Source organism: Acetobacter sp. AC2005 (genome assembly GCF_037901235.1).
In the GTDB taxonomy this organism is placed as follows: domain Bacteria; phylum Pseudomonadota; class Alphaproteobacteria; order Acetobacterales; family Acetobacteraceae; genus Acetobacter; species Acetobacter oryzoeni.
In genome coordinates, this window is record NZ_CP149627.1 from 92,792 (window position 1) to 111,560 (window position 18,769).

Annotated in this window: 19 protein-coding genes; 8 read left to right on the forward strand and 11 right to left on the reverse strand. The window is 50.3% G+C overall.

The window, feature by feature from the left end; genetic code table 11:
• The 4 genes from QQM41_RS14145 to QQM41_RS14160 all read right to left on the reverse strand — a co-directional run bounded on the left by QQM41_RS14145 (nucleotide 1) and on the right by QQM41_RS14160 (nucleotide 3,854).
• Nucleotides 1-1,047, reverse strand: coding sequence for a Fic family protein (locus tag QQM41_RS14145; protein WP_339078277.1), 1,047 nt, complete (start codon nucleotides 1,045-1,047; stop codon nucleotides 1-3).
• A complete protein-coding gene (locus tag QQM41_RS14150) occupies nucleotides 1,044-1,337 on the reverse strand; it encodes a hypothetical protein (RefSeq protein WP_061498350.1) in 294 nt (97 codons plus the stop codon). Before QQM41_RS14150 ends, QQM41_RS14145 begins: the two co-directional genes overlap by 4 nt.
• Before the next feature lie 153 nt (nucleotides 1,338-1,490).
• The gene (repC, locus tag QQM41_RS14155) at nucleotides 1,491-2,810 is read right to left on the reverse strand and encodes a plasmid replication protein RepC (RefSeq protein WP_301273845.1); all 1,320 of its coding nucleotides are present in this window, start codon (nucleotides 2,808-2,810) and stop codon (nucleotides 1,491-1,493) included.
• Nucleotides 2,811-3,575: 765 nt separating this feature from the next.
• Entirely contained in the window at nucleotides 3,576-3,854 is a 279-nt protein-coding gene (locus QQM41_RS14160) for a DUF2312 domain-containing protein (protein ID WP_052013654.1), read from the reverse strand.
• A gap of 337 nt (nucleotides 3,855-4,191) precedes the next feature.
• Here QQM41_RS14160 and QQM41_RS14165 point away from each other — a divergent pair, with 337 nt between their 5' ends.
• The 3 genes from QQM41_RS14165 (at nucleotide 4,192) to QQM41_RS14175 (ending at nucleotide 6,164) form a co-directional block, all read left to right on the forward strand.
• Complete coding sequence (locus QQM41_RS14165; protein WP_259330958.1) at nucleotides 4,192-4,470, forward strand: hypothetical protein; 279 nt, start codon at nucleotides 4,192-4,194, stop codon at nucleotides 4,468-4,470.
• Between the two features lie 69 nt (nucleotides 4,471-4,539).
• On the forward strand, nucleotides 4,540-5,553 hold the full coding sequence (locus QQM41_RS14170) for a thiol:disulfide interchange protein (protein WP_339078278.1): 1,014 nt from the start codon (nucleotides 4,540-4,542) through the stop codon (nucleotides 5,551-5,553).
• On the forward strand, nucleotides 5,550-6,164 hold the full coding sequence (locus tag QQM41_RS14175; RefSeq protein WP_339078279.1) for a hypothetical protein: 615 nt from the start codon (nucleotides 5,550-5,552) through the stop codon (nucleotides 6,162-6,164). The genes QQM41_RS14170 and QQM41_RS14175 overlap by 4 nt, the downstream gene beginning before the upstream one ends.
• Before the next feature lie 381 nt (nucleotides 6,165-6,545).
• Here QQM41_RS14175 and QQM41_RS14180 read toward each other — a convergent pair whose 3' ends face one another.
• From QQM41_RS14180 to QQM41_RS14210, 7 genes are read right to left on the reverse strand one after another with little or no spacing between them, the layout of a single operon-like run.
• Complete coding sequence (locus tag QQM41_RS14180) at nucleotides 6,546-6,941, reverse strand: hypothetical protein (RefSeq protein ID WP_087652319.1); 396 nt, start codon at nucleotides 6,939-6,941, stop codon at nucleotides 6,546-6,548.
• A gap of 25 nt (nucleotides 6,942-6,966) precedes the next feature.
• The gene (locus tag QQM41_RS14185) at nucleotides 6,967-9,360 is read right to left on the reverse strand and encodes a DotA/TraY family protein (protein ID WP_339078280.1); all 2,394 of its coding nucleotides are present in this window, start codon (nucleotides 9,358-9,360) and stop codon (nucleotides 6,967-6,969) included.
• 7 nt (nucleotides 9,361-9,367) lie between these two features.
• The gene (locus QQM41_RS14190; protein WP_339078281.1) at nucleotides 9,368-10,744 is read right to left on the reverse strand and encodes a hypothetical protein; all 1,377 of its coding nucleotides are present in this window, start codon (nucleotides 10,742-10,744) and stop codon (nucleotides 9,368-9,370) included.
• Nucleotides 10,745-10,758: 14 nt separating this feature from the next.
• The gene (locus QQM41_RS14195; RefSeq protein WP_339078282.1) at nucleotides 10,759-11,934 is read right to left on the reverse strand and encodes a hypothetical protein; all 1,176 of its coding nucleotides are present in this window, start codon (nucleotides 11,932-11,934) and stop codon (nucleotides 10,759-10,761) included.
• Nucleotides 11,934-12,497 (reverse strand): hypothetical protein, encoded by a 564-nt coding sequence (locus QQM41_RS14200; RefSeq protein WP_062144919.1) that lies wholly within the window; start codon nucleotides 12,495-12,497, stop codon nucleotides 11,934-11,936. The genes QQM41_RS14195 and QQM41_RS14200 overlap by 1 nt, the downstream gene beginning before the upstream one ends.
• Nucleotides 12,494-12,877 (reverse strand): hypothetical protein, encoded by a 384-nt coding sequence (locus QQM41_RS14205; protein WP_156474797.1) that lies wholly within the window; start codon nucleotides 12,875-12,877, stop codon nucleotides 12,494-12,496. The genes QQM41_RS14200 and QQM41_RS14205 overlap by 4 nt, the downstream gene beginning before the upstream one ends.
• 27 nt (nucleotides 12,878-12,904) lie before the next feature.
• Nucleotides 12,905-13,372 (reverse strand): hypothetical protein, encoded by a 468-nt coding sequence (locus QQM41_RS14210; protein ID WP_231111235.1) that lies wholly within the window; start codon nucleotides 13,370-13,372, stop codon nucleotides 12,905-12,907.
• Nucleotides 13,373-13,594: 222 nt separating this feature from the next.
• Between QQM41_RS14210 and QQM41_RS14215 the strand changes: the two genes are divergently transcribed.
• The 5 genes from QQM41_RS14215 (at nucleotide 13,595) to QQM41_RS14235 (ending at nucleotide 18,734) form a co-directional block, all read left to right on the forward strand.
• Nucleotides 13,595-14,440, forward strand: coding sequence for a helix-turn-helix domain-containing protein (locus QQM41_RS14215; protein WP_064776538.1), 846 nt, complete (start codon nucleotides 13,595-13,597; stop codon nucleotides 14,438-14,440).
• A gap of 498 nt (nucleotides 14,441-14,938) precedes the next feature.
• Nucleotides 14,939-15,745 (forward strand): hypothetical protein, encoded by an 807-nt coding sequence (locus tag QQM41_RS14220; protein WP_339078283.1) that lies wholly within the window; start codon nucleotides 14,939-14,941, stop codon nucleotides 15,743-15,745.
• Between the two features lie 133 nt (nucleotides 15,746-15,878).
• Nucleotides 15,879-16,514 carry a DotI/IcmL/TraM family protein gene (locus QQM41_RS14225; protein WP_087652353.1) on the forward strand — a complete coding sequence of 212 codons (636 nt, stop codon included), beginning with the start codon at nucleotides 15,879-15,881 and terminating at the stop codon, nucleotides 16,512-16,514.
• Between the two features lie 4 nt (nucleotides 16,515-16,518).
• On the forward strand, nucleotides 16,519-17,499 hold the full coding sequence (locus QQM41_RS14230; RefSeq protein WP_339078284.1) for a DotH/IcmK family type IV secretion protein: 981 nt from the start codon (nucleotides 16,519-16,521) through the stop codon (nucleotides 17,497-17,499).
• On the forward strand, nucleotides 17,499-18,734 hold the full coding sequence (locus tag QQM41_RS14235; RefSeq protein WP_087652315.1) for a DotG/IcmE/VirB10 family protein: 1,236 nt from the start codon (nucleotides 17,499-17,501) through the stop codon (nucleotides 18,732-18,734). The genes QQM41_RS14230 and QQM41_RS14235 overlap by 1 nt, the downstream gene beginning before the upstream one ends.
• Nucleotides 18,735-18,769 lie beyond the last annotated feature (35 nt).

Below are 18,769 nucleotides of genomic sequence, written 5' to 3' on the forward strand. Positions count from 1 at the left end.
CTATCCAATCTGTGGGCCTCGCGATTTTGGCCCATTTGATTGCGGGGCCGTTCCTTCTGACGCAGACAGTTTCTGACTGGCCCGATCGAACCACGATTCAGGAGATTGTGTCTGTTCGGCACTCATTCCATGCCCTGCTCGCTGATCCTCACGCAAATCTAGACTGCGAACGGCTGCCCGACCGATGGCATAGATGGCGTCACGCGCCGATCCGTCCCGTCCGGGTAGAACGGTCAGCTTTTCAATGCCGGCCTTTTGGGCCTGATCGATATGACGCAGAACTGTGCCAACCTGTGTATCACTCTCAAGAGCTTTCAGTTCTCCCCGTAAGCCCCTCAGCTCTTTCAACGTGGCACTATCTGCCTGGCCTGCGTTAAGTGTTCTGGTGGCCGCATCAATCCCCGATTGCAGTTCCTGGCGTGCTGGATCACGGAGCGACAGCGCTTCCCGACGCGCCTGGTCGGGCGTTATTGTTCGGCCAGACTTAAATAACGTCGCGATAGCATGCATCATAAGACGCTCGTCATTGACTGATGCTTTGCTGCAGGCTCTGTTCCATTGATCGTGATTGAGTTGGCTGAGATCAAAATTATGACCGGCGTTCCGTGCTAGGTGTGAGAGATGAAGCAGGGTGACCTGCTGGTTGCCTTGCCGAAAAGGCAGGATTTTATCCAAAGCGGCAATATGGGTGGCAGCTCCCCGCGCAAAACGGTCGGAAGAGAGATCCCGCAACCCATTATTGGCATTCAGGGTTTGGAATACGCTTTGAACTGACTGGGAAATCCGGTCTGGATGAAGACCTTTCCGACCATCAACAGCGAGGTCGCACGTCCGGTATTGTCCGGCCCAGTCGTAGACATCCTGAAAGAGATGATGATGCAAATCTTTAAGGGCGGACGTCGAGTTGGTATCCGTGGGCATGGTTATCGCACGGCTGAGATACCGGGTTGTTTCAAAAATGCGAAGGCGTTCAGCATTCTGATAGCCCTTCTTGTTCACGAGAACTTCCGTGCCAGGATAGAGATAAGGGTCGGTGACGGGCATCATTCATCTCCTTCCGTAGGAATGACATCCGTCTCTTGTTCCTCAAGGAGCCTATCGAGCAGATCTGAAAAAATATCAGCAGGCACTCGCGCATTAATAAGGATCGTCATCATTAATCTTAATTCCCCCACATGTTTGAGGGAGTCATCGTGTTGTTTGGCGGCTGCACTAATCGCATCCTGAACCAGAGCCTTGTAAAAGGACGTCATTTCGACTGAAACGGGTTCAAACCTTAGGGTTGCCAGTTCTTCTCGATAACGCTCGACACGTGGAAAGCGTGTTGGTTCAAGCATGGTGCCCTCGGTCCTCCCGGTTGTGCCGAGCGAAGGGGGAAACAGCTCCCTTATCGTCTGCATCGTATGATCTCCTACGATCACGACTCAGCCAGAGCATGATGCGACCAAAAACACCTTTTTTGCTTGAGCCTGAAAACACCTGATCGGCGCTTACTGCACAACTGTCGGGCCGTTTTTCAACTTCTCCGCCAGCCCGTAAAGTGTACGATCCAGTGCGAGTTGACCCGACAGGTAGCGCGAAATCATCGCACGGAGCAGTCCTCCCGGTGAACGGACTTCTCCTGCATCTGTCCGTGCTGCAATTGCTGCGATCACCACTGCATTCGGATAATCCCCAAAAACAGCTTGTCCCTGAGCCCAGGCGTGCCTGGAAATTCCCAACTGTTCGCACGCATAGAGCGCCGCCTGGATGATTTGCGTCTCGGCCGGCCTATCGGAACTGCAATATTGACGGAAAATCGGGGCAATATGCAGCACGAATGTCGGCTTGGCCCGGAATCCCCTCAATGGATCCGCCGCAGAAGGGGGTGGCGCCTGATGTTCTGCGACACGGGAAGACGAGGACGGCCGACTACGCGTAGCTTCAATGCAATTTTCGGCGAAGCCGTCTGCTTTTACAGTAGCTTTAGCTAATGTGGATGGGTTTGTATTAGTATATTGGGGTCGCTCAGGTGACCCCATGGGGTCACTTTCCACAGTTAAAAGAGAAGACGCTTTGGTCTCCTCAGGGTGATGTTCGACCTCTTGAAGATATGAAATATCCCTCTCCAGCTGATCGTGAATCTGGCGTAGCTCCTGACATATGGGGTCAAGCCACTGAGGATCCCGATCTGTCCCACGCTGACCGACCAACGCAGAGGTACGAGCGAGTATCTGTTGTCTATCTTTTACCGTAAGCCCTGCCTCATCAGCCGTCTGGAAAAGGGCATAGATGGTTCTGGCAATCATCGTGACTTCGCGATGCAGGCGGCGACCTTCCTGTTGCCGCCACAGAGCCGTTTGTGCTGCGCGTTCTAAATCGTCAAATCGGCGGGCGAGCGGAGAAAGATCAAACCCGTAAGCCTGCTGTCCCCTTGGAGCAAACGGGCCTGATCGCCTGTATCGCTGTCCGTTGGGGCTATCCCGGTAGAGAAGCCACCCTGCTTCGGCAAGTTCGCGCAACAGAGTTTTGACGCGGGTTCGGCCGAGGTCGAAGCGTTGTTGTATATCCAGATTGGAAGCCGTCGAGACGGGCAGAACATCGTCCTCACCCGACCAGTCGGCAGGTTGCGTAAATGCGATCAGATAACAGAGCAATTCTGTCTGTTGGCATGTCAGGCCGAGAATCGACCGTCCCTGACGCAAATAGCGATAAAGGTCGCTCATTTCCACAGCCTGCAGCGGTAGGGCCTCAGCTGTTGTACGCGCAGCAACCATGGCAGGCGTGATTTTCCTGATACCCGCAGAACGGGCGTAACCTTCTGTTATCATTATTCTTTTTTTCCGACGAATGGGTAAAAAACCCCCGTCGCGCTCCTGACCCGCAGGACAAACATCCCCTATGGCAAGAAAAGGCTTGCAATTTTACGGCAAATGTCGGAGAAAAATTGTCGCCAAACTTTTTTTCTTCCGACATCCCCTTGGGAATGTTCTTTGTGTCTGCAGGCCTCGCGAAAGCGGGGCCTCAGTCGTTTTTGGGGGAAACTATGTCATGGCTCATTCTTCCTCTCAGTCATACTGACGAAGCAGGCCGCACTGGCTGCCCTATCCATCACCTCTTACATATTCCTCACTGCACGATCTTTTCCTTACAATAGGAAAAACCGATGCAAACGAGACCTTTGGTTGGCGCACCCACTATGTGCTCGTCATGCGACAGGATGCACAATCAAGATGCGACCAACCACAAGGGCATAAATGTTTGAGACTGATTCCACAACAAACAGCACCACTATTTGTGCAAAAACAGACATTTATGCCCAGAAAACCGGGACTAGACGGATCCCAAAAGGGAGTCGTGGAATAACGAATTCCTCTCGCTACCACCCACCGGATTCTTGAGTGATGGATTTCGAAAATTCACAAATCAAACCTTCTCGTCAAAACCAGAAATGGCGGTACAGTCGCGGTTTACAGCCATAATGGTTCTCGCAGGATCAGTTCCTTGCAAGGGTTTTAACTCCACGATGGCCGTATTAGGGGTCAGGTTGCTATATTGAAGATTAATACGCTCAGTTAGCGGCCAGTGAAACGAGTTCACATACCGAGAGCACGCCGATAGATGTCGAGAAGTGTTTCCTGTTCTTCAATCTCAGCGGGCTCCTGCTTACGCAGGCGAATAATCTGTTTGACGGTTCTAACGTCAAACCCGGCTGACTTTGCTTCAGTGAAGACGTCCTTGATATCCGCTGCGAGTGCTTTGCGCTCTTCTTCAAGACGTTCAACTCGTTCTATAATTGAACGCAACCGATCAGCAGCAATACCGCCTACCTGCCTATCTGAATCAGTTTCCTGATTTTCAATCGTAGCGAGCATATTTCCTCCTCCTCACGTTATGGAAAAAATATGCAAACCAATGATGCGACCGAACAGAAAGAAAATACGGCGATAGCGTGATCTATTGTGACAAAAGCGACACATACTAAATTCCCCGATAGCCAAAGCTATCACGGTTACGTGTACTGGGGTTTCCAGTCATTTATGAAAAATGGTTTATTTGACTGCACATTCAGTCAAAAACCGTAACAGTCCGTTGCGGAAAGGAAGTGTTAGTCAGAAAACGATAAAATCAGGGGTATTTTTTATGCATGGGGAGTTCTACCGAAGTATTGCGGATCTGGCTCCACTATTAAAGGAGGAACTCCCTTCCTGTGTGCTAGAAGCTATTTTCTTTTTAGAAACAAGTATGTGCCGTTCTGTGCCCGGTTTACCTTATCCAATTACTATTGGTTCTAAAGCGGTGCAAATTATATATCCTCAGCAACACTGGGGATATCTCATCAAAGCCATCAGACGCTATCGCCGCACTGCTTCTGTTAACGATCGTAAGCTAATTACACGTTTTATGAAAATCATAAGACCACTACTACCAGAAGAAACAAGTGAGCCTGTTAGCTCAATACCTCCTATGATTGCCCAAGATTGGAAATAATGGAAAAAAACCATTCGGTCGCATCCTGACCCGATAAATTTTCTCCCAACATCACGTTGGGAGAATATCGTGCTACGTTTCTATCCGCTTGCCCTTGCTGTTACGCTGGTTGCTCCGACCTTCGCCTGGGCGCAACAATGCGCAGTCTCTAGTGATAGCAAAACGGGATCTCCAGCCACGGCGGTACTCCTGCCCCCTGCTCAACACGAAAACACACCTGATACGGAAGATGCCTTAAAGCACCTTACAGGTTCAGGTGCTCGGCTTTCGGGGCAAGGTGTGTTTCATGGTTTTGAGACCGGTGTTGCTTACACGTCAGATCGTGTCTTCGTTTATTTCATGCCTAAAGGTCGTCGAGGGGTATTAGGCGGTACGGCCATTCCTGTGCCGTATGATACTTTACGTTCCTTGTCAGGAAAGCGAGCAACAGATCTCGAACCCTGGCAAGGTATACGGGGGATGTTTCTGCAGAACGGGACACATTTTCAGGTAATATATGCCGCGCCTGATGGTCAGGCAGCGATAGCAGGTTCACTTTGGGACGCATCTGGACGGGATATCACCCGGCAACAGATCCAGCACATCCCAGGAGCTGTTCCAACTGTGCATATGGACAATGCTCAGATTACTGAAACCGCTCTCGCTTCGTTGCATGGAGGAGAGGTGGGTTTAGTTTCTGCTCCCTCTGCAGTCATGTTGATAGATCCACAGTGCATGTACTCTATCCGGGCGGCTCAAAATCTCATGCCCCTGGTCCAGTCTGGTAAACTTCATCTGAAAGTCGTGCCCCTTTCAGTTCTTGATTATGAAGATCGCGGTGAAAGCACCCTCAATGCCAAGGCCATGTTGTCCTATTCATCTCGGGATATGGTGCGCGCCTGGATCGACGGCCATTTACATGAGCGGGCTGCCTCCCCTTCAACTGAAGCAACAGACCAACTGGAGTCGAATGGGGCTTTTGCCAAGAGTATCTCTTTGAAAGGAACCCCAACATTTCTATGGATCAAAAAAGACGGGTCACTGGGCCGATTTGAGGGCAACCCGACTGATAAAGAGTCTTTTCTGCGCGAGTTGAGCCAATGAGCAAAAAAGACAACCCGCCGCCTCAGACTACGAAAAAAGGGATCATCCGGACCTCGGTTAAAGTAGCCACCCACATCACAGGCTCTCCCGTGGAAGCTGTTGGGTGGCGGCGTATAATAAGTAATTTCAATGTCATCAGGTTGCTTTGGACAATTCTAAAGTTATCTGCGCGGCCAAATCCTGAAGATACTGTAAATGGCAAAAGGCAGGAGATTTTAGACAGGCCTGCTCAGGCCGATGTTGCCGGCCGGCAATTGCCCAGCATTCGTCAGGCTGTCTCATATAGTCACCTGAGTGACCAAGATCTGGCACTTGTTATCATGAGACGGCAGAAAGAGACCTTTATTCGGGCCTATAGTGCTGGACTGATTGCAACAGTGCTGTTTGGGATGTGGGCATTGGAAATGATTTTTTTCCCATGGACAGGCAACCGACTTCTTGCCTCCATTGCGTTCTTGCCTTTCCTCGCCCTTCTGGGGTCAGTCTCTTTGTGGAATTGCTCACTCAACTGGCAGTTACGGACAGGCCAGATCGCAACTTTCAGACAATTCATGGATAGAGCAGAGAGTATTTTTCCCCGACTGCCCATAATGAAAGGGCCGCTCAAATAGAGCGGCCCTTTTTATTTACCACGTTCCTGGCGGGGCGTTCTGATCGCCACCGCTTGCTCCTGTCGCCCAAGGCGAATGTTCATAATCTTCCCGGCCGGTATCGTTACGTGTATCCGTAGGTTTCACGATGGTGCCTTGGCGATTGTAAACTGGTGGTGCCCAGATAGCTCTTGCAGAGCCGTATGCTCCGTTGGGCTCATAATACAAATTATGGAGCTTAGGGGGCATCGGACCATGGGCGCGGGACGCCGATTCAACGTTTCCCCCATCACAGGCTGTCAAACCTAACATCAGGGCAATCGGAAGATAAAAATAAGGCCGCATTGTCTTCTCCATTGTGGTGGATCTGACGATGCGGCCTCATCATGCGACAAGAAACACCTATGTAGATGACGTTTCTTTGGTGCCAGTTTGCTTGCACAACCTGACATGGCGTCGTGTAAGATCGAACAAACGATCATCAAGCATAATGGCATGAGCTTTCGCAGCATCAAGCTGTCGTTTCAGTTCATCTTTCGCCGCATTTGCCGCTGCTAACTGTTGTTCAAGATGTTTCTGCTTCTTCTCTTTTTCTGCAATCCTCGCTTCATACTTCGCAAACTGTTGGCGGGCTGTGTCTACATCTTTATTATGAGCTATTTCCAATTCATGATAAGCATCACGCCATGTCCGCTCACCACTCATCTTACGTTTGAAAGCCGAGGAAAAAGCAGCATCAGCCGTAGCATTTCGTCCCAAGGCGTAAGCGAAGAGTGCACCAAAACCTGACTCAGACATTAGCGATCTCCTTTCATATCCTCAGTTACGATGTTTTGTTCATTGTAGTGTCTATACCAATAGCGCCGCTATGACTAATTCCACCAGATAATTTTTGTTTATTGCTCGCTGGTGGTACGTTCTGGCTGTCATGGTCGTTAACATTTGGTCTCAAAGCATCCTGCATTTTTTGCATCGCGCCGGCCATACCAATCGCAGCAACATCCCTGCTAAACGCATCAACATCAATTCGCTCACCGCCACCAAAACCAAGGATTTGTGGAACACGGTTCGGGATGATTGCGATTAATCTGAACGATGCAAGTGCGAGGATCATGTGGAGCAGCACAAACATCCATACCAAAAGGAGCATGCCCAGAAAGTTGCTGACCAGCCAACCGTGCGAGAGAGCAAATCCTGCCGCCACACCGAAAGTCTGATGTACCAGCCATGACATGGCATCAAACACAAAGTAGCCGAAAAACAGGCCAAACAGCATCAGGGTCGGTCTGAACACTACATCAAACAGGAGCGCATAGCCTTGACGTGCGTTTCCATGCAGACCTTCTCCATTGAGTGTCATGTGCGCCAGCATCCATAAGGGTGCTGCCACAACAGCTTCACACACCAGAATGAGCCAACTGGCGATACCGGCCATCCACATAACATAAGGTACCATCGGGAGAACAAAAGCCATTGTCAAACCTGGTATCAACATGGCCATACAGCCAAGCATAACAGGCGTTGAGAAAAACTGCATTGCTATGTGTCCAATCCCGGCCGCCACTGCGCCTTCAGGCTGGCCTGCCATCAGGGATAGAATGCCAGTGCTGATTGTGCCCGCAGTCGAAGAAAGGACAGAAGCAGTCCCCATGGTCGTAACAGATATCGTAATCAGCCAATGTCCCAGCGACATCAGGTTCCCAAAAGGATCTATCCAGTAGCCTCCAGTACCTGATGGTTCCATAAAGCCTATCAGCATCTGCAGTGCGTAGTCGTTAAGATGCAGCGCACGGAAGAGCTGCGTGACGGTGCTTGAGCCATCGCCACCAGGCATGGCCCCTGAATAGAGATCGCTGTTACCTCCCGGCGCACTCATCCCATCCGTTGTGTCAACCAGGGCATCGATATTACCCAGAAATGTATGTGCCGACTGGATAAGAGGGGCTACGTCAGAAGACAGTGCAGAACCAATGCCACTGTAACTAGGAGTTGTGACATTCGGGGTGGCTGTCATGAGGCTCAGTGTCTGACCGTTCAATCTGGCAAACTCCAGATAATAGGCCCCTGCCCCAGACCAGCTTAGGCTATCCAGTCGGTTGGCGGTGTTGGTCGCATCTCCGTTCGTACCAAGTCCCCATTGGTTTAAAGTGGTTGAACGATCGCTGATTGATTTCTCCAGTTCAGAGCGCATCTGTGCCGCTTTCTCAGTCAATCGTGACGTGTAATCATTTGTCGCAGTTGTCACGATATCCATCAATGGGGCGAGATCCTGTGTCTTCTTGGACATCCAGAAATTACGGGCAACAGTTTCCACCTGCCCGCGGATATCTGCTGCAAGAACAGCATCAAGAACATTCCGCTGCATTGTCGCTGTGTCTACAGACACACCAGCAAGGTTGGTCTTTCCCATTGCCGGTGTTTCAAGGTTGATCGCGCCACACGTGGGCGTGCCATCACCCAAAGTCATGTTATAGGCATAGTTGACAATAATCCCCTCTGAGTTCCCAGAAATACCCCTGATCGTGCGTCCTACTGGGATGGGGATAAGATCGGGATTGTTCGATGCAGCATTCAGCAAGGATCGGCAGAATTCATCTTTAACGAGATTAAGAACGATTCCTTTTGTGCCTGGGACGATAGGAGTAGCGATGGCTTTTCCATCCGGCCCAATAGCTTTCTCAGCATAGTGATAGATGGTCTTTGCCATACCAATGGACCAGAGAGAGCCCTGAACGACTACAGCCTGACCACCACCAAAACCTGATACCGTTGGAAACATCATCAATGCAGCCAATCCGATCTTAACAATCGACATCTGGGATTGATTATCTCCCAATAATTTTGCTGTCTCTGCGCCCCGAAAGTTCGTTGTAAACCACAGGTAAGTCACCCAACCTGCGGCAATCACGCCCGCAAAAGCAGACAGCCACGCAAGCATGGTACCAATGACGGTATTTTCGGAACCAATAGAAGAATCACCAGACGAGAATACTGGGAAAATGGAACGCACCACGACAGCAGCCCAATCGCTCCCCGGATCCAGCAAATCCCAGGTCACTGTATGAGATCCGGATGCATCTGATGAAGAACCCGCAGCGGAATTCTGCGTCGTCCCCCCAGTAATAGAACCTGTCTGCGCTAACGCAGATGGGAGGTATGCTATGAGTCCGAGCACCATGATCGCTGTTGCCAGAACCCTTCGGAGCGTCTTAGTCATGGTTTTCTCAGCCTGGTGACATTGTTGGGCCACTTGTCGGTGCGGCGCGAAAGATTGAAGCAAGGGTTTCGGCAGCCTTTTTGACCAGTTCCTTAGCTTTTTCGCTTAGTTCCTCAATCATTGAGGTGCCTGGTTTGGTTCCGGGCAATCCTTCAGCTTCCTTACCAATCTGGGCATCAATCTGTGCAAACCGCTGTTCCACGCGGGTTGTTGTTCCCATGGTTTCAGCAATTTTCTGGGCGGCTTCTCTTCCTTTTCCGTAAGCCCCAAGCTTCTCGGCCGCGCTTTCGAGGTTACTAGCGAATGCCTGATTATTCTCTTTTTCGGAGACGAATTGCCCATGGAGGGATTCATATCTCCCACCAGGTTTCATTTCAGATAGCACTGCTGACATCCCGCCGGGGTTGTTTGCCGCGGCTTCTGCGATCGCGGCCATAATGCTGGAACCTGGTCCCTGACGCAGGGCTTGCATAGCTTCTACGGCTTCTGAGCCCAGCTGAGCCGTGCGATCCATATCGTTCTCAGCTCTTGCCGCGTCATGCTGGCTGCTCTTCTCACGCGCTCTGTCGAGCCATCCAGGAGAGAGAGAACTGGGTTCTGCTTCAATTTTACTAGCTAAAGCGCCTGCCAGCCGAGAGAAGCCGCCAACGAGTGCTGCGCCCATGCTCATCTTCTGCACCACGGGTTGCTCTGGCTCGGTCTGTGCGTCAGGCTCCGGCTTTTTCGAACTAGCGTTCTTATCGCCGCCTGCTGGATCTCGTAATGCTGCCCCTTCAGTATTTGGTTTAGCACTCTCAGGCTCCTGCTTCGGGCCAGTCTGTTCTGATGGAGACCCGTTGCCTTCCGGTTGCCCTCCTCCGGGAGACGGATGGAGTCCTGGTTTCATCTGTTCGCCACCAGCTGTTGGCATATCATCAGGGGCGTGGTTTTCTGGGGAAGTTGCGTTGATAGCCTCATGAATCTTGTCCAGAGAAAACAGCACGTCAGGATGCTCAGGATCAGCCATACCAGAGGAGACTTGATCAACGACTTCTCGTATTTGATCGACAAGCCTCTGGTCTTTAAGTTTGGAGGTCTCGACCATCAACTGTTGGACCTCTTTTGACTGAATATTAGGGGCTGATGTCGCTAATTCTGTCATCTCTTTTGCAAGGGGATGACTGTCAGGGAGAACTTGTCCAGCTACGCGGGAAAAATCCTGTACGGCATAAGCGACTAGGGTCCGAAAATACGGATCGTCTTCATGAGATTGACCAATCTGTTCTTTTAATCGTTCAAATCGCTGCGCGATGTTGGGTGCATTTTCCTGCACTACACCTTTTGTGCGATCCAAATAATCTAAGACATTGGCTAGATCAGTGGTCTGTTTCAGAGTGTCGGACATAGTTTTCCCTTGTGTTAAGGATTGATGGTCGGAGAGGGCATTTTGTTAGAGGCGTGCTGCATATGAGCTTCCTCTGTCTGTGCGATACCGGTCGCACCCACCGACGCCTGATAAAGACCAAGGCGGTAATTTTGCATGGCCAAATAGTTTGATTGTGCCAGCTCTGTTGCGATTTCACGCAGAACACTTGCGGTTGGCATAGCCTGTAATGACGCATTCCAGCTAACGCTGGATACGCGGCGATTGACTTCAAGACTCATGGCCTGAAGCCATGATGCGCGATCAAGAGGCTGGAGCCCTTCTGCCTGCATTTCTTTCTTCTGATCTGCTGTGAGCGATACAGAAGGGGTCTCAAGGGCCGTTATAAAAGCGAGAATAAACCGTGCCAGAGACATACGGGCATTGTATGAGCGCCGTTGAATCATCTGCTCACGACCCATGGTGCTACTCGCTTGCTCTCCTCGGATTGCAGCTGGAGCTACAGGCTGGATAAGGCTGGTAGAGTAATCATTGGCCGCATCGACAGCACCATCACTAGAGAGTGTATCGCTCATAAAAAGCGTGCTTGCCCGCTGATCTGCATTGGGCAGTCGGGAAACAGAACTGCATAGTCCGGCGTCAACATCCTCCTGTGAGCAGTAACGCCTCAGATGGAAAACTGTATTGGCATCGACCCCTTGCGCGCGGCCATAGTAAGAAGGAGTACCCTTTGCTGCCTCCCCCCGCGGCTCAACTATCGTAGTAATCGCTCCCAGGGCTGTTCTGGAGGCTTTCGCTGCAGCCATTGTCGCTTGTTGACTATCCAATCCGCTGCAGAATTCTGGCGACATCATGTGTTCATCACGGATGCCCGTTTCTTGTTGTCGTCTTAGGAAGGCCGCCATAGCAGTGTTCTGCGCATCGGCAATCCGACTTTGTGCGGCGACTTGCCCTTTGGCATAATTAGCCTGCTGGGTTGCTGCATCGCGTATCATTGACGAGACAGAATGCGGATTAGTCATGTCATTGAGGCTGTTGGTGATGTTACCTCCAACCTTATCCATCTGCTTGCCGGTAAATTGCTGAAGGGCTTTGATCGCTGCCACAACAGCTGCCTCACCCCATCCGTATGCCTGACGAGGTTGCAAGCTGGTGGTCATTATGCACACGCCAGCAGCGAGAAGAAGTGTCCGAGTTGTCTGCTTCGTCATCAGAACACTCCGTCCATGACGCTATTAGCGCTATAACCGGCCGGCAGAAGTGGATTGCTCTGAACGTAAAGCGACCCTGAGCCCGCCGTTGTGCCAATTCCACCTGATGCCAGTGGGGGACCACCACCGCCAAAATTGAGCGAAGGGCACATCGTGCCACTGCCGACGTTTCCAAAACCAAGGCCCAGATTGATGCCTGATAAACTCAGGCTACACTGTGTGCCGCCCATAGCGTTTCCCCATGCACTCTGAGCAGCCTGACAGATCTGCGAGCCCAACTGGTCTTCAAGACTTTGGATGAGCGATGCAGGATCCAAGCCACTCGTGATGACATTCAGGCCCTGACCATGAAGGAAGCCGTCCAGACAGGAGAGCGCGCCGACGCTTTCAGGTTGTTTTTCATAGGCATCATTAGCCTGAACGCGTTGGTTGATAGCGTTTGCCGCCGCTTGGGTTAAATCAGCGCATCCGACACTGCCCTGTTCAGTCTGTTGCGCCAAAGCAGGGTTCGACAGAAGCCCAGCCAGAATGACGGCTGAGAAAAGGTGATCTCTTACCTTCATGAGGAAGTCTTTGCATGTGAGGGGATGATATTAGCGAGGGTTTGCAAGCGTTCAGGAGCAATCAGACGGCCCAGTGTTTCCACCCTTGCGCGAGCAAAGACACCTCTGGTGAAGGGAGAATCCCCACTAAGCAGCCCTGATAGACTTCCATGTGGACCCGTCAGCTCATCAAGAGCCTGTCTCAGTTCATTCCAGTATTGGGGTGGTATTAACTCTAGCGTTCTGGTCCAGACTAATCGAACTTCGGGGTCCTGAAGACGATGAAGAGTGTAATCAGAACCGTGCTGCGAAATGTCTCGGGCAAGATTTTCAAGAGCCATCAAGACATCGCCGTGTTGCGTTCTGTCTCGATTGCCGTGCGGTGTTGTCGCCTGCGCCATGGGTTACCTCCTGTATTGAGGTAACCGTCAGTGATCATGATGCGACGAAACAGATTTTTTTGTTAGAATTCGGACGGAATTGTGCCCAACGTCTATGGCGTAACCGAGAGGGGCCACAGTAGAGGCCAACACTCTGTTCCATGTATCTCCGCCTGCCCAGTTCACCTGCCGGGAGAGGTCAACATCCGGCGCAGACGTTACTTTGACGTGAGGAGGCACGATCTGTCTTACGGCAAAGTCCAAAGGTACGTGGTGGCCAAAGCCATCAACACGACGAAAATGGTTATGTGTCGATTTAACCGTGACATCCGTTGTCGTCATTTCCGACATTTGCCGGGGTTTATCACTCGATGCAGTATCGTTCAGCTTCAATGTGTCTGCACGTATCGAATGACCAGGCTGAACCAGCTCAAATGCCGCATGATGGAACATTGACAGGTGGTGACCATTGGGGGTGGCTAGGCCGATAGCAAGGCAGATAGTGGGGATAATCATAGGTTTCTCTCCTTTGAAACCATATGAAACCCGTTATGATGCGACCAAAAAGCATATTAAGTCGAGTTAACACTCGATATATAGGTATTGACTGGTATTGACTGGAGTGGAGTGGAGTTTAACGAACGAAAGGACCACACGCACTGTTAAAAGCACCTTAATGACGGTGTTTTGTCCCCGATCTTATGGCGGTCGGGGCGCCTGCCGAGAAAGAGTTATGAAATGGCGAAGAAACCGAAAGAGACGCAGGCCAATGCAAGGCTGTTTATCGATAGTCTTCTATATAAGAGGGTAAGTACAGAGCTAACTGAACATCGTAAAAAAATTGGACTATCGGTGAAAAGACTTTCTTTGATTTCAGGGGTCACGGTAACCACTATAAAATATTTCGAATTAAGCCGTGAAAACGGGAAAGGTTTTTCTGTCGGGACTGTTGCAGGACTGATAAAGGCCATGAAACTTGATCCGATGAAGGTTCTACCGTCACACGGAGGTATAATCGTTGATTTTCCACCCAAACTAACCGCCAGCAAGGTGAAGCTGTTATTACAATCGACCGACAATCTAAAAACCTTCAAGCCTCAAATTCTGGATCTTATTAGATCTCTTACGGATGTCGCTCGGGTTGTGAAACCTGACGTGGATGCTGCGTTAGCTGTTTTTACGGCGGAAGAAACCTATAACGTTGCCCCACAGAATTCACTTGAGAGCCTGATCACTTTTGGTCGGCGGTTGCGTAGCCTGAGAATATTAAAGGACTGGTCAAGGGCTGATCTGGCAAATACTGCAGGTGTAGCTCTAGGCTCGATATTTGTCATCGAAGCCGGCATGCAAAATCCATCTCTTCAGACACTCTACCAGCTTGCCGAAGCACTGAATGTTCACCCAGCTTTTTTTATACGTTATGATGAAGTTGCTGCAAATCAACAAATCGATCTTGAGCGGCGTGCAGCATCTATGATTGCTGGTGATCAAATCAGTCAGGTGAGCGACTTGTTGGCCACACTCGAATACATACGTCGAACAACCAGCCCCGCTGACGCACTGAACGATACAAATACTAATTAATGCTAAAGCTTCGCTCCGTTTTTCCTCAGTCGGGAAAGGGGCGAAGTTATTCAAGAGCGAAATTTCACAAATTAATTACAGGAATAATCACGATGGCGTGATGTCGGCGATGCGGGTGATATAGATCCGCTAGCGGGCACAACCATCCTTTTCGTTACGGAAGAGAGACTCTATTTAACGCCCAACATATATTATATCCTTAAATTACAGACACTTGATTGATGACGGACAGAATTATCAAGCTGGCTAAAAACATCATCAAATTGATACCTTAAAAACAAATTTCAATCGTCATACCACGAAGAGATATATTTCAATATCTGCGGGTGGGTTTTTCTAGTCGCGTTTTTTGTTGACTTGTTGAACGGTTAACATGCTATGCGAACCAAATCAGTTACCTTATGACGGAATTTGGTCATGCTTGATTGCGCTGTCATCACCAGAAATGATCGCTTCTGGATCCCTCAGTCTGTAACCTTACAAATGATCAGAAAGGTTATGCGTCTGACGCGTGATTTCACACTCACCTCAGAACTGCTTGGGGTCACTATTGAGGAAGCTGAAACCGCATATGAAGGCTGGGACAAAGCGCCCGTCATGCATGGCTACCGGGCGCCGGATCGTCAAAAGGCATGGCAAAGAGAAGAACTGATTATCCTCGGTCAAATGTGGAACAGAGGCGAACAGGCGGGGGAGATTGCCAAAAAACTGAAGCGCTCCCGTTCCAGTGTTTCTGGAAAACGTCGCGCATTGGGACTTTCTGCCCGTACACAAATCTCTCGTGAGACAGCAGAAAAACACAATAAAGAATTACGCAATAGCGCTCTCAAATCTAACAAAAAAACCTTGTTGACCTGGGCGCAGGCCAGTGTGCTCACACGCGAAGAATTACGTGGTCGAACCTACCGTGTGCGCTGCTGCAGAAACCTTGTGACAATCACCTGCAACAAAAGATCAGACAAAACTCGTTGGAATGAGGCTGCCAATATTGAATGCGCCTATCGTTATTTTGCGCTTCAAAGTCATCATATCATCGCTAAGGATTTTCTTCTCACATCAGACGCCATCAGGTCTCATGCCAGCCTGGAAGAGTGCATCCCTGAATCCAGACGTAAGAAACTGGATTACTTTATTTACGAAAATGCGATCTCTTATATTCAATCGCGAGGCATTTTCCGTCGGGATTGCAACGTCATGGAAGGGGCACGTTTCTGGACAAATAGCAAATTGCGTCGGATTAGCCGCCGTGCCCGGAACTCCCGCCGTTTGCGTGGTCTCGTAGCCGCATACGATCTAGCAGCATAAAAAAATCACAGAACTGAAAATAAAAGCATCTGGTCGCATCTGAAACTATCAGGCTGTCCTCAGAAACATCTAAGAAGGACAGATCAATGATAGGTCTAAATAGAATTGTCCGCGCTCTTGGGGGGTGGACGCTATGAAAATTCGGAAACAGGCCCTTCTCCGGCGTCTCAGTGACCCGGATTTTCAGGGACGTGTTGTTGAAAGATCATTGTGGGTAAATATTACTCTCTGTGCCCTGCTCACGGTGTTCGTTATTCATGATATTTACGTATGGGCCAATCCGCCACGCCCAAAGTTTTTTTTCGTGGATGGACAAAACCCACCGCGCCCCGCTGTGCCTTTGGATAGTCCTATTCTGGGTCAGGATCAGCTCCTGTCATGGGCTGTACGATGGGGTATAGCACCGTATAACATCAACTATCGCGACTACCCTTCGCAGCTAAATACTGCAGGTGCGCATTACACCATTGATGGATGGAACAGTTTTGCGCGATCTTTTATTAAAGCAGGTAATCTCGATAAGCTGAAACAGGCCAAATTACTATGCTTCGCGCAGCCGACACGCGCTGCGACCATTCGTGACCAGAAAATAGTGAACGGTCGCGCCCATTACGTAGTCCAGTTTCCTTTCATTCAGACGTGCGAAAACGTCAACCAACAGAACACCCAAACACTGATGGCGACCATGATCATAGATCGAGTTGACGATATGGATCACCCTGATGGGCTGGCCATAAGCCAACTGGTTGTCGGGCCGATGGGGAACTAAGGCAATGAAAATAGTAAAAACTCTCCTCATTCTTCCGTTTGCCCTCCTTCCTATGGCAGCCCACGCCCAGACTGCGCCAGCCAACCAATCGACACAGATCAATAGTTTACCAGACCAGGATCAGTTGGCACGTCAACAGGCTGAACGTGAAGCAATTCCGTTGACACCTGAGGAAATTATGAGGCTTGGCAAGCGGCTGAAGGAGGTCGATCGCGCACAAGAAGCTGTTCAGACCGAGATGGCAACTCCGAACGTAAGACCGGCTATTCGTGTATCTTTCCAACCAGGCCAACAAACAAGCATAATTTTCACTGCTAAGGGGTATCCGACTGCAATTTCGTTTGTAGACCGCACTGGACAGCCCTGGCCGATTGCTTGGAATCTAGGAAGTATGACGGCCAATCCTTCTGGTGGGACTAATTGTGGTGCGTCTGCCAATGGATCATCTGATAAGTCTGGTTCTCCGGCAGTGGAAACATCAGGGTTTTACGTTTGCGTCCCCTACAAAGGCAGCAATACGATTAACATCCAACCGCTGTCGCTGCAGCCTCGCGGGGGATTGTTGGTCACTCTGAAGGATGCCCCAAAACCTATTTCCTTTCTGTTGCTGGCCGGTCGTGGCTCATACGATGACAATCTGACTGTCCGTGTCGCAGGCGATGGTCCCAACGCAAAAGTTGAGATTGATACCCGTCCCGGTGCTCCTGCTACAGGAGACCCATATCTCAATGCGATGTTAAGTGGCATTGCACCAGCCGCTGCAGTTCCTTTAAGCGTTGAAGGCGTTTCCCCCGACGACGTTCGAGCATGGAAAATTGGCAACGAAATGTACCTGAGAACCAAGCTCATTCTCATGACACCTGCATGGGATAGCTCAGAGCATGGTGAAGGTGGTTACACCATCTATGCGTTTCATGAGACGCCCTATGTTCTGCTGTCAGATTCAGGTCGCACCGTTTCGGCCAGCATTCGGGAGGCTCAGTAATGTCTTTCAACTTCAAACAGATCAAATTCAGACAAATCCTTAGCCGCGCTGGAGAAGGTGGTAATCGTCGGCTGTTTATAATTGGCGGGTTCGTTGCGTCTTTAGTCATTGTTGTACTAGCGGTGAGTTCCATTCATCACCGTGACATGCCGCAATCCAACGCGGGTATGACACAGACTATAAACCCTTTGCCTGGTGGTCTCAATGCAACGCCAAAACAGGAGCAACTACGACACGAAGAGATTGAGGACAGTGCTCGCACTGCCCAAAAGACTGGTAACTCTTACACTCCTGATTTTGCCCCAGGAAAGTCTGTAACCCCGCCAGAGCCAATTCATGAAGTGGGTGAGGAGGAGGATCCGTCAATGGCGAAACGCCTGCCAATTCCTTCTGCTCAAGTTGCTCCAGTACCCGTTCAGGCACCTGTCCAGACTGCGCCAGCCTATGCAGTAGCGCCTTCGTCCGACGGTCAGGGACCTAACCCAGCTATAGCAAAGTATACGGGCGCCATTAACGCACTCCGAAATCGTATGGTGGGACATATTCCAGTCACATCCGTTATGTTCACTCAGGAGGATCTGACGGTTAAGAACGATGCTACCGATAGCAGCAAGAACGACAAATCATCAACCAGCTCTCTTTCTCAGTCTGCAAGCAACTCGGTTGTGTCCAAAAATCATGTGCTGATCCCCGCAGGTCGAGGGATTTATGCTCACACCGTAACCGCTACAAACAGCGATCTGAATGGTGATATTGTACTGGAAGCGGATTCCGGTCCGATTGCGGGCGACAGAATGATAGCTTCCGTCTCACGCGCAGGCGGCCATATGAATCGTTTGGTGCTATCAGTTAGAACTGTTTACCACAAAGGTAACCCACTCACTGTCACCGGGATGGTCGTAGCACCTAAAACAATGGAGGCAGCAGTTGCGTCGAGCGTTGATCAACTCTACGTCGAACGCTTCATATTGCCAGGAGCCGCCGCCTTTGTTCAAGGTCTCGGGTCCGCGCTTGAAACAACATCGAATACCGTTGGTTCAATCGGTGGACTGGGTAACGTCAATTACGTCCAACGCCTCAATTTTCCCCAGCAACTTGGTGTCGCGGCCGGACAGGCAGCTAGCCAGGTTAATAGTGCCTTGATGCAACAGATGCCAACGCAGGCAAGAGTTAATATGGCCGCAAATGTCAGTGTTGGTGTCGTGTTTACAACCAACGTTGAAACAAAAAACTAAATCCGTTTTTTTAAACTCGTCGCATCATGATGCGT